General features: G+C 70.4%; 7 protein-coding genes and 1 pseudogene. All 8 read right to left on the bottom strand.

The annotated features are described in order from the left end of the window. Window positions 1-63 precede the first annotated feature (63 nt). Window positions 64-1,152, bottom strand: a complete 1,089-nt coding sequence (locus BLU77_RS04135) for an amidohydrolase family protein (protein ID WP_089771816.1) — start codon at window positions 1,150-1,152, stop codon at window positions 64-66. Between the two features lie 5 nt (window positions 1,153-1,157). Continuing rightward, window positions 1,158-2,765, bottom strand: coding sequence for a signal recognition particle protein (gene ffh / locus BLU77_RS04130; protein WP_089771815.1), 1,608 nt, complete (start codon window positions 2,763-2,765; stop codon window positions 1,158-1,160). Window positions 2,766-2,829: 64 nt separating this feature from the next. Next, entirely contained in the window at window positions 2,830-4,584 is a 1,755-nt protein-coding gene (locus BLU77_RS04125; RefSeq protein ID WP_089771814.1) for a [protein-PII] uridylyltransferase family protein, read from the bottom strand. A 6-nt stretch (window positions 4,585-4,590) separates the two neighbouring features. Then, entirely contained in the window at window positions 4,591-4,929 is a 339-nt protein-coding gene (locus BLU77_RS04120; protein WP_089771813.1) for a P-II family nitrogen regulator, read from the bottom strand. Further along, the gene (locus BLU77_RS04115; protein ID WP_089772962.1) at window positions 4,926-6,179 is read right to left on the bottom strand and encodes an ammonium transporter; all 1,254 of its coding nucleotides are present in this window, start codon (window positions 6,177-6,179) and stop codon (window positions 4,926-4,928) included. The genes BLU77_RS04120 and BLU77_RS04115 overlap by 4 nt, the downstream gene beginning before the upstream one ends. 187 nt (window positions 6,180-6,366) lie before the next feature. Beyond that, window positions 6,367-7,578, bottom strand: coding sequence for a signal recognition particle-docking protein FtsY (gene ftsY / locus BLU77_RS04110; RefSeq protein ID WP_245708658.1), 1,212 nt, complete (start codon window positions 7,576-7,578; stop codon window positions 6,367-6,369). 63 nt (window positions 7,579-7,641) lie between these two features. Further along, window positions 7,642-7,932, bottom strand: coding sequence for a hypothetical protein (locus BLU77_RS04105; RefSeq protein ID WP_089771811.1), 291 nt, complete (start codon window positions 7,930-7,932; stop codon window positions 7,642-7,644). 140 nt (window positions 7,933-8,072) lie between these two features. Further along, window positions 8,073-11,671: pseudogene (smc, locus tag BLU77_RS04100) on the bottom strand (chromosome segregation protein SMC). Between the last annotated feature and the right edge of the window lie 25 nt (window positions 11,672-11,696).

The following is an 11,696-nucleotide window of genomic DNA, read 5'->3' as shown; positions in this document are numbered from 1 at the left end:
AAGTGGGCCGCTGCGTCGAATCCTTGCCGCCGTCGAACCATCCCGGTGCCGGCGGGCGCGAGGTCAGCTGAGGCGGCGGCCGGCGCGGACGACCGCGCGAGGGTGCGCGAGCACGCCGATCTCCTGGCGCGGATCCGCGGGGTAGATCACCACATCGGCGGGCGCCCCCTCGAAGATTCCTGGCCGGCCCAGGAACTCCCGTGCCGACCAGGTGGCGGCTGCCACCACGTCGGCTGTCGGTATCCCTGCGTCGACCAACGCACGGGCCTCGTCGGCGAGTCGGCCGTGCCCGATGGTGCCGCCCGCGTCGGTACCCAGCAGCAAACGCACCCCCGCCTCGTGCAGGTCGCGCACGTGCTGCTCACGCCGGGCGAACATGGTCCGCATCCGGCCCGCGAAACGCGGAAACTTCACCTCGCCCTGTGCCGCGATCGACGCGAAGTTGGCCACCTGCAGCATCGTCGGAACCACCGCGATGCCGGCCTCGGCGGCGCGGTCGATGTGCGCCGGAGTCATCCCGGTGCCGTGCTCGATGCAGTCCACTCCGGCCTCGAACAGGTCCTCGAGCGTCTCCGTGGCGAAGGTGTGCACGGTGACCCGGGCACCCTCAGCGTGTGCGGCAGCCACCCCGGCCACCAGCTGGTCCCGGGGCCAGAGCGGTTCGAGGTCGGCGTCTGCTCCCCTGGCCCGGTCGATCCAGTCGCCGACGAGCTTGACCCACCCGTCGCCGCGGCGCGCCTCCTCGGCCATCGCCTCCGGTAGCTCGGCCACGTCGTCGAGCTCGCGGGCATAGTGGCGCAGGTAGCGCTTGGGCCGGGCGAGGTGGTGTCCCGCCCGGATGATCTCCGGCGCGTCCGGTACCTGGTCGAGCCACCGCGTGTCCGCCGGAGAACCGGCGTCCCGGACCAGCAGCGTGCCCGCGCGCAGGTCTTGCCTCGCCTGATCCAGCGCCACGCCCCGGTCCACCGGTCCGTCCGGTCCCAGGCCGATGTGGCAGTGCACGTCCACCAGGCCCGGCAGCACCCACCCGCGGATCTCCTCAGCGGCTCCAGGATCGGCGAAGGTCAGCCGCCCCTCGTGCACCCACACACCACCGCACTCCTGACCGGGACCGGTGAGCACCGGTCCGGTGAGACGGTAGGTCTCCGGCACGCTCGTCAGCGACCCAGGAACTTCTCGAAGCCCGGGGGGAGGTCCAGCGAGGCGGGGTCGACCGGCTCGTCCTTCGCGGCCCCCACACCAAAGGCAGAGCCGCTCGCGCTCTGGCCGGCGTTCTCTTTCTGGGCAGCTCGCTGGGCGAGCTCGCGCTCCTGCTGTGCCCGTTTCGCGGGGTTGCCGGACTTGCCCTTCTTCCGCTTCGGCGGTGGGGCCATCTTCCCGCGGGACTTCTTCCCGCCGCCGGGCAGGCCACCCATCCCCGGCATGCCGCCGGCCCCTGGCATGCCCGGCATCCCGCGTCCGCCGCTGGCCGCCATCGAACGCATCATGGTCTTCGCCTGTTCGAACCGCTCCAGGAGACCATTGATCTCGGTGACCGTGGTTCCCGAACCACGCGCGATCCGGGAGCGGCGCGAGCCGTTGATGATCTTGGGGTTCGACCGCTCGGCCGGTGTCATCGACTGCACCATGGCCTCGATGCGGGTGACCTCGGACTCGTCGAAGTTCTCCAACTGCTCGCGCATCTGCCCCATCCCGGGGAGCATCTCGAGCATCTTCTTCATCGGGCCGAGCTTCTTCAGTTGCTGCATCTGCTGCAGGAAGTCCTGCAGCGTGAAGTCGCCGTCACCGGCCATCTTGTTCGCGAGGTCGGCGGCCTGGTCCTCGTCGAACGCCTTCTCGGCCTGCTCGATGAGGGTGAGCACGTCACCCATGTCGAGGATGCGCGAGGCCATCCGGTCCGGGTGGAAGCGCTCGAAGTCGCGCAGCTTCTCACCGGTGGAGGCGAACAGGACGGGCGCTCCGGTGACGGTGCGCACCGAGAGGGCGGCACCGCCGCGGGCGTCACCGTCGAGCTTGGAGAGCACCACTCCGGTGAAGCCCACGCCGTCGGCGAACGCCTGCGCCGTGGTGACGGCATCCTGACCGATCATCGCGTCCAGCACGAACAGGATCTCGTCCGGGCTGACGGCGTCCCGGATATCGGCGGCCTGCTGCATCATCTCGGCGTCCACACCGAGCCGACCGGCGGTGTCGACCACCACCACGTCGTAGAGCTTCTCCCGTGCGTGCTCCACACCGGATCGGGCCACCTGCACCGGGTCACCGACGCCATTTCCTCGCTCAGGTGCCCAGACCGAGACACCCGCCTGCCTACCAACGACCTCGAGCTGGTTGACGGCGTTCGGTCGTTGCAGGTCCGAGGCGACCAGGAGCGGGGCGTGACCCTGCTCCTTCAGCCACGAGCCCAGCTTTCCGGCAAGGGTCGTCTTTCCCGCACCCTGCAGACCGGCCAGCATGATGACCGTCGGTGGCCGCTTGGCCAGATTCAGCTCGCGGGAGGCGCCGCCGAGGATCTCGATGAGCTGCTCGTGCACGATCTTGACGATCTGCTGCGCCGGGTTGAGAGAGGACGACACCTCCGCCGAGGCCGCCCGCTCGCGCACAGCCGCCGTGAACGCGCGCACCGCTGGGACCGCCACGTCGGCATCGAGCAGGGCACGGCGGATCTCGGCGACAGTCGCGGAGATGTCCGCCTCGGAGAGCCGCCCCTTGCCGCGGAGCGAGGAGAAGGTGGCGGAGAGCCGATCGGAGAGACTTGCGAACACGCGGTATTCCTTAGGCAGAGCGGATGAGCGTTCTCCTTCGAGGATATCCGCTCACCGGCACCGGTCACGTTCGGGAGCACTCAGCCAGCACGTTTGCCGTCAACGCGTTCACCAGTTGTGCCCGCCACGCGGTCCACGCCTTGGGCCCGGCCGCCCGTGCATCCGCCTCGCTCAGCTCACGCAGCAGCCGCACCAGATCGGCGCGGCCGTCCAGCGCGCGAGCGACCCGGCGCACCACCTCGACGTCCTCGACGTCCTCGCTGGTGGCGGTCTCGGCGAGCAATAGATGGTGCCGGATCAGGGTGAGCACGTCCGCGCGTTCCCGATCGGCCAGCCCCACCCGGGCGAGCAGCCTCTCGGCGATCTGGGCCCCGGTCACGCTGTGGTCCACCGTGCCCGCGACCTTGCCGATGTCGTGGAAGAGCGCAGCCCACAACAACAGATCACGGCCCGGCAGCCCCTTGGGAACGGTCTGCACGTTCGCCACTGTCTGCACCAGGTGCCGGTCCACCGTGTACACGTGCACCGGGCTGCGCTGCGGACGGTTGCGTACGGCCGCCCACTCGGGGAACCAGCGCGTCACTACCCCGGCGAGGTCGAGTGCTTCCCAGAGCGACACCTGCGCGTCCCCGGTGCGGAGCAGGGTGAGCAGGTGCTCACGGGCCGAGGCCGGCCACGGTATGGGCAGGTCCGGGGTGGCCTGCAACGAGGCCACGGTCACCGGTGAGAGCGGGAGCTTGCTGCGCGCCGCGGTGGCGGCCGCCCGCAGGGCGAGCTCAGGATCGACCTGCGGCCGGGCGTCCACGCCCAGCACCAGCTCGCCGTCGTGCTCGACCAGGTTCTCCGCGACCTGCCGCAGGCGTGGCGGCCGGCGGCGACCACGAACCAGTGTCGGGCGCAACGTGAGAGAGGGCTTGCGCAGGGCCTGGCGGGCGTGCCGGATCGTGGTGTCCAGGGCGTGCGAGATGACTCGCCCGGACTGGGCCAGGGCGGCGAGCAGGTCGTCCGGGTGGGCGTGACCGAGGTGGTCGGCCACCTCGTCGCCGTGCACCCGCAGCAATCGGTTGGTGTGCCGTCCGGTCACCAGAGCGAGGACGTCACGGACGCCGAGGAGGTGCTCGTAGGCCGCGTCGACGTTCCCGTGCGGGCGGTCGGTGAGCCAGGTGGCGGCGAGCGCACGGAGCACGACGGCGTCCCTGATCCCTCCGCGAGCCTCCTTCAGGTCGGGCTCGATCAGGTAGGCGAGCTCACCGTGCCGCTCGGCACGCTCCCTGGTGGAAGAGATCAGCTCGGGCAGCCGCCGGCGGGCGGTGGCGCGCCAGTCCGCGAGCACGGCCGAGCGGGCCAGGTGCAGCACACCGCCGTCACCGGCCACGCAGCGTACGTCGAGCAGCCCGACGGCGGCCGGCAGGTCCGCGGACGCCACATGCCGGCACTCGGCCAGGGTGCGCACGGAGTGGTCCAGATCGAGACCGGAGTCCCAGATCGGATACCACAGGCCCTCGGCCAACGCACTGATCTGGGCAGCGCTGTGCGAGTGTCCGTCATGCACGAGCATCAGATCGAGGTCGCTCGCCGGACCGGCGTCCCGCCGGCCGTGAGACCCGACGGCGGTCAGCGCCACTGCCGTGGTGGGGTGCACCCCGGCGGCCTCGGTGGCCTGCAGCCACAGGTGTGACAAGGCGGTGTCGGTGAGATCGGCGAGGCGTTCCCGGTACGGGCGACCTCCGCCGTCGGGCGGGATCTGGAGGCGGGCGGAGCGGAGGCCCCGCAGCGCGGGCTGCGGGGCCTCCTGCTGCCCGGTCGGTGCACTGACCATCTGGGGTTACAGGGCGTCCGGTCCGTTGGCTCCGGTGCGCACCCGGATCACGTCCTCGACCGGGGAGACCCACACCTTGCCGTCGCCGATCTTGCCGGACTGGGCCGCCTCCACGACCACCCCGGCCAGGGTGGTGGCGTCGCCGTCCTCGACGAGCACCTCCACGCGCACCTTGGGAACCAGGTCCACGGTGTACTCGGCACCTCGGTAGACCTCGGTGTGGCCCTTCTGGCGGCCGTATCCGGTTGCTTCGCTGACGGTCAGACCTCGCACTCCGGCGGCGGACAGCGCCGACTTGACATCGTCCAGCTTGTGCGGCTGGATCACTGCAGTGATGAGCTTCATGAGTTGATCTCCTCGTAGGCACTCTCGGCGTGCTCGGACAGGTCGATGCCGCGCACCTCATCCTCCTCCGGCACCCGCCATCCCATGGTCGACTTCAGGGCGAGCCCCAGTACGAGGGTGATGACACCGGAGAAGATCACCGCCACGAGCGCGATGATGATCTGGACGACCAGCAGGTTGAGCCCGCCGCCGAAGAACAGGCCACCGTCGCTGGCGAGGAATCCGATCAGCACAGTGCCGACCAGCCCACCGACGAGGTGGACGCCGACGACGTCGAGCGAGTCGTCGTAGCCGAGCTTGTGCTTCAGGCCCACGGCCAAGGCGCACAGCACTCCGGCCACGGCGCCCAGCACGATGGAGGTGACCGGGGTCAGTGCGCCGGCGGCGGGGGTGATGGCGACCAGGCCTGCCACGATGCCCGAAGCGGCACCCAGGGAGGTGGCCTTGCCGTACTTGATCTTCTCGGTGAGCAGCCAGCCGAGGACTGCTGCGGCCGCGGCCGTGGTGGTGTTCACCCAGGCCAGTCCGGCCACCTCATCGGCGCCGTACGCGGACCCGGCGTTGAAGCCGAACCAGCCGAACCACAGCAGCGCCGCACCGAGCATCACCAGGGGCAGGTTGTGCGGACGCATCGGGTCCTTGCCGAAGCCCTTGCGCTTGCCGACGATGAGCGCGAGCACCAGGCCCGCCACACCGGCATTGATGTGCACCACGGTGCCCCCGGCGAAGTCGACGGGCGCCGCGATCCCAGCGAACGGGCCGTCGTCGGAGAGCAGGCCACCGCTCCAGACCATGTGCGCCATCGGGAAGAACGCGAGCGTGGTCCACGCCCCGGCGAAGACCATCCACGTGGAGAACTTCACGCGATCGGCGATCGCGCCGGCGATGAGCGCGACCGTGATGATGGCGAAGGTCGCCTGGAATCCGACGTCGACCATGGTGGGCATCGAGGCGCCCGTCTCCTCATCGAGCACCGCGATCGGGTCGAACGAGCCCCCGAGGCCGAACTGGTCGAAAGGGTTGCCGACGATGCCACCGATCGATGCGCCGTAGGACATGGACCAGCCCCACAACGGGTAGATGACGCCGATCAGGGCGAGCGCCCCGAAACACATCATCATCATGTTCAGGACGGACTTGGATCGGGTCATCCCACCGTAGAACAGCGCGAGACCGGGGGTCATCAGCAGCACGAGGGATGCCGATACGAGCATCCATGCGGTGATACCCGTGTCGATAAAGGGTTCCATGCAGATCTCTCCCAGCACCGGCTCGGGCGGCCGGTCTGGGAAAGACTCTGCTGTGCCCGCGTTTCCGAACGGACCCCCGGGCGTTACGGCAGCGTGACGGATCCGCTGTGGGTGTGAACGTCATGTTTCGTGGGCCGCACCGTCTCGCATGTCGAGCAGTGAATCTCCACAGGTGGCCGGCTCACGATCAGGCGACCAAGGCGTCGACGAAGCCCTCCGGGTCGAACGGCGCGAGATCGTCCGGGCCCTCCCCCAGGCCCACGAACTTCACCGGGACCCCGAGCTCGCGCTGCACGGCGACGACGATCCCACCCTTGGCGGTCCCGTCGAGCTTGGTGAGCACGATGCCGGTCACGTCGACCGCCTCGGCAAAGACCTGCGCCTGGCGCATCCCGTTCTGACCGGTGGTGGCGTCCAGCACCAGCAGCACCTCAGCCACCGGGGCGTTCTTCGCGACCACCCGGCGGATCTTGCCGAGCTCGTCCATCAGTCCCGCCTTGTTCTGCAGACGCCCCGCCGTGTCCACGAGCACCGTGTCCACCCCGGCATCGCGACCACTCTTGACCGCTTCGAAGGCCACCGACGCCGGGTCGGCACCCTCGCGGTCGGCCCGCACCACGGGCACCCCGACCCGTTCGCCCCACGTGCTCAGCTGCTCGGCGGCGGCGGCCCGGAAGGTGTCGGCCGCGCCGAGCAGCACGTCGCGGTCCTCGGCCACGAGCAGCCGGGCCAGCTTGCCGACGGTGGTGGTCTTCCCGGTCCCGTTCACGCCGACCATCAAGATGGTGGCGGGGTGTGGCTCACCGTCATCACCGGTGACCGGACTGACGGCCAGGCGGCGGTCCATCGTCGGATCGACCAGCGTGAGCAGCTCCTCCCGGAGGAGTCCGCGAACCTGGTCCGGGTCGCTCGTGCCGAGCACCTTCACGCGGGTGCGCAACGCGGTGATCAACTCATCCGTCGGCCCCGATCCGATGTCGGCCAGCAGCAGCGTCTCTTCGATCTCCTCCCAGTCCTCCTCGGAGAGGTCACCACGGGAGAGCAGCCCGAGCAGGGTCTGACCCAGGCCACCGGAGCGGGCCAATCGCTCGCGCAGTCGGACCATCCGGCCGGCGGCCGGCTCAGGACGGTCCAGCACTGGTGCGGGTTCGGCGGCGCTGTGGTCGGCCTCGACCGTGTCAGCAGCAGCAACGCCTGCGTCGGTGCCGGGCGCCGTCTCCGCGTCATCGACCGCGGTCGAGGTTGCTCCGGCTGCACCGAACGAGTCGGGCACCGACTCGTCAGTATCGAGTTCGTCGGTCCGGCGACCGGATCGCAGTCGCAGCAGCCCGACGAGGCCGCCAGCGAGGCCGACCGCAGCAAGGACGAGATAGAGCCAGATGTCAGCAAGAAGTTCCACGGGCCCAGTCTGGCCCACCGCGCACGCGTGCGGCGAATCATCTCAGCCGCGCGGCAGGCTCCCTCAGCGGGGACGTCCCCGGACCACGGTCCTCAGATCGACCGGCCGGTGATAGGCAGGTCCGTCCTCACCCAGGCCCATCAGGTCGCCGACGTGGATCGGACCAGAGCTGGTCTCGTTCCGGGAATCGGACACGCCCGACTCGCTCTCCGCATCGTCGGCGCGGCTGCCCGCGAAGGACTCCCGGAGCCAACGCCCCAGCCCTTCCTCAGGCACCCGACGACTCACCAGGGCGAGCAGGACGGCACCCGCGGCGACGATGGCCGCGAAGAAAGCGATGAGGGCTCCGATCACTCTCCGAGTATGCGCATACGGGGCCTCTTCGTGTGGCAACTCGCCGACGTCGAGATCCGATCGTGATCGTGACCTCCGCCACTGCCCTCGGGTGGGTCATCACTGTGCCACGGAACAGCCACTGCCGCGCCAAACCGGTCTCAGGCCGATTCCTCGGCACGGTCCTGGATACGTTGGCTGATCAGGGCGGTGACGCCGTCACCGCGCATCGTCACGCCGTACAGCGCGTCGGCGATCTCCATAGTGCGCTTCTGGTGCGTGACGACGATCAGCTGCGAATCACTGCGCAGCTCGGTGAAGATCTCCAGCAGACGCCCGAGGTTGACGTCGTCGAGCGCGGCCTCGACCTCGTCCATCACGTAGAAGGGGCTCGGGCGTGCCTTGAAGATGGCCACCAGGAGCGCCACCGCGGTGAGCGAGCGCTCGCCACCGGAGAGGAGGGAGAGCCGCTTGACCTTCTTTCCGGGCGGGCGTGCCTCGACCTCGATCCCGGTGGTGAGCATGTCACTGGGGTCGGTGAGCACCAGCCGCCCCTCGCCGCCGGGGAACAACCGGGAGAAGACTCGCTCGAACTGGGTGGCGGTGTCCTGGAACGCCGACGTGAAGACATGCTCCACCCGTTCATCGATCTCGGCGATGATGTCCAGCAGGTCGGCGCGGGACTTCTTCAGATCGGCGAGCTGCTCGGTGAGGAAGCGATGGCGCTCCTCCAACGCGGCATGTTCCTCCAGCGCCAAGGGGTTCACGCGGCCGAGCAGCTTCAGGGCGCGCTCAGCGGCACGAAGGCGCTTCTCTTGCTCGGCCCGTACATAGGGTCGGGCCTCTGGGAGGTCCTGTGAGTCCTCGTCGTCGGAGCCAGGGGCCGGCACTGGCGGCACGAGCTGGTCCGGCCCGTACTCGGTCACGAGGATCTCAGGATCGAGTCCGAGCTCCTCCACCGACCGCTGCTCGAACTGCTCGATCCGCAGTTTCTGCTGCGCCCGGGCCACCTCGTCGCGGTGCACCACATCAGTGAGCTCGGAGTGCCGGGTGGCGAGCGCGTCGAGTTCGGCACGGACCTCGGTGAGCGCCTCGTCGCGTCGAGCGCGCTCGTCCTCGGCCGCCTGTCGGCGCGTCGCCGCCAGCGAGAGGGAGTGCTCGATCACCGCCAGCGCGCGCTCGGCACCGGCCCGCACAGCGGCCGCCACCTCAGCCTGCTCCGCCCGGCGGTGCGCCCGGCGGGCGGCTGCCTCCCGGGCCTCCCGCTCGGCCTTCGCGGCACGCTCGAGGGACTCCGCGCGCCCGGAGATGGCGCGTACCCGCTCCTCCACGGTGCGCAGCACCAGGCGAGCATCAGTCTCCCGAGCACGCGCGGCCGTGGCCGCGGCCGTGGCCTCGTCGCGTTCACTGGTGGCGCCGGTCAGATCGGTCGCCGCCTCGTCCGGCTCCCGCTGCGCGATCTCCAGGCGTTCGGCGATCTCAGCGAGCGCCTCGGCCTGGTCCGCGCGTGTCTGCTCGGCCCTCTCGATCGCCGGAGCGATCCGCTCGGTCTCGGCAGACGCGGCACGCATCGCGGCGCCGTGCTGACCGAGCTTCTCCGACACGGCGGCGAGCTGGGCGTCGGAGTCGTGCAACGCATCGAGGGTGCGATCCGCCTCGGCCTGCGCCCCCTCGACAGCCTCGCGGGCCGGTCCCAGAGCGAATCGGGTCTGTTCGGCTCGCTGGACGGCCGCCGTCAGCTCGCTCTCCGCCTCGTCCCGGGCGGCGTGCAGTTCCAGCACGCTCGGCCCCCGGTGCTCCCGCCCCTGGCGTGTGCCGGGCCGATCACATCACCGTCCAGGGTGACCGTCACCAACTCCGTCGTTCCTGGCCGTTCGGCCCACTGGGCCCGCACCTTCCGGGCGGCGCCCAGGTCGTCCACCACGAGCACGCCGTCGAGCAGGAGCGCGACGGCGCCCCGCACCGACTCGGCCGGTCGCACCAGGTCCACCGCCCACCGGGCACCCTCGGGTGGCGGCTCGAGATTCTCCTGCCCCGGTGCGTCGTGAGCGAGCAGGAGACGGGCCTGCCCGGCGTCCTCGGTGCGCACGTGTCGCAGCGCGTCCACGGCGACGTCCACCGACTCCATGGCAGCGGCATCGGCGAGCGGTCCCAGTGCTGCGGCCAGCGCTGTCTCGTACCCAGGCTCGACCGTGAGCAGGTCGGCGACCGGTCCGAGCACGCCGGCCAGGTCGGACTCCAGAACCGTGCCGGTGCCGTCCTTCCGGGTCAGGGAGAGCTCGAGCGCATCCCGACGCGCGGTCCAGGTGGCCTTGGCGCCGTCGGCCTCTCGTTCAGCCTCCGTGAGCTCGCTCACCCGTGCCTGAGCGTGCTCGAGGGCGGCGAGTGCCTTCTCGTGGGCGGCGTCGAGGTCTTCCTCACCTTCGGTGGCACCCACCGCTTGCTGTTCCAGCGCCGTGAACTCGCGGCGGGCTTTGTCGGCACGCTCCTGAGCCGACGCCAGGTCGCGCCGCAGTCGCTCCAGCTCGGCCTCGGCGGCCTCCACCTTCCCGCGCGTCGCGGCCACCTGGCCGGTCAGCCGAGCCAGACCCTCGCGGCGATCGGCCACGCCGCGGTGCACGGAGGCGAGCGCCTTCTCCGCGTCGGCAGCCTTCTGCTCGGCGTAGCTGCGTTCGGTGACGGCGGCCTCGAGGTCGTCGCGGGCCTTCTGCGCCTCGGTGGCCAACTCGGCCTCGGCATCCCGGGCACGCTGGGCCTGAGCGTCCAGGTCCGCGGGGTCGCGGTCGTTGCGCTGCTCGTCCGGTGCCTCGGGGGCGCCGAGCAGCCGGCACCGCTCCCCGGCCAGCGTGTGCGTCCCGCGAAGACGTTCCCGCAGGGAGGAGAGCCGATACCACATCTCGGTGGCCTCGGACAGGAACGGTGCCGCAGCCGCCGCCTCGGCCTCGAGCCGGGTGAGGCGCGTGCGCGCCTCCTGTTGAGCCGCCTCCACGGTGTCGCGCTCTTCGCGCAGCGCTGTCTCGTCGGCGATCTCCTGGGCGAGGGAGGAGGTGAGCTGGACCAGGTCGTCGGCGAGCAGGCGAGCCTTGGCGTCGCGCAGGTCCACCTGCACCACCTGCGCCCGGCGCGCCACGTCGGCCTGCTTGGCGAGCGGGCCGAGCTGTCGGCGGATCTCCGACGTCAGATCGCTCACCCGGGCCAGGTTGCCGGCCATCGCCTCGAGCTTGCGCAGGGCCTTGTCCTTACGCTTGCGGTGCTTGAGCACGCCGGCGGCCTCTTCGATGAAGCCGCGCCGTTCCTCCGCAGTGGCCTGCAGGACTGCGTCGAGTCGGCCCTGGCCGACGATCACGTGCATCTCCCGGCCAAGCCCGGAGTCGGAGAGCAGGTCCTGGATGTCCAGCAACCGGCAGGAGGCGCCGTTGATCGCGTACTCCGATCCCCCGTTGCGGAACAGGGTGCGCGAGATGGTGACCTCGCTGTACTCGATCGGTAGGGCGCCGTCAGCGTTGTCGATGGTCAGCGACACCTCAGCGCGGCCCAGGGGCGGGCGGGAGGAGGTGCCAGCGAAGATCACATCCGCCATCGCGCCACCGCGCAGCGACTTCGCGCCCTGCTCCCCCATCACCCACGAGAGCGCGTCCACCACATTGGACTTGCCGGACCCGTTCGGACCCACCACGCAGGTGATGCCCGGTTCGAGCCGGAGCGTGGTCGCTGACGCGAAGGACTTGAATCCTCGCAGCGTCAGCGTCTTCAGGTGCACAGCGTCAGCCTAGAGGGTCCCCATC

This window comes from Ruania alba, assembly GCF_900105765.1.
Classification (GTDB): Bacteria; Actinomycetota; Actinomycetes; order Actinomycetales; family Beutenbergiaceae; genus Ruania; species Ruania alba.
This window is presented reverse-complemented; position numbering and strand designations above follow the sequence as displayed.

Coding starts and splice junctions, on each gene's coding strand:
- BLU77_RS04115 (WP_089772962.1), bottom strand. CDS start 6,179: ATGGAACCCTTTATCGACACGGGTATCACCGCATGGATGCTCGTATCG.
- BLU77_RS04125 (WP_089771814.1), bottom strand. CDS start 4,584: ATGGTCAGTGCACCGACCGGGCAGCAGGAGGCCCCGCAGCCCGCGCTG.
- BLU77_RS04120 (WP_089771813.1), bottom strand. CDS start 4,929: ATGAAGCTCATCACTGCAGTGATCCAGCCGCACAAGCTGGACGATGTC.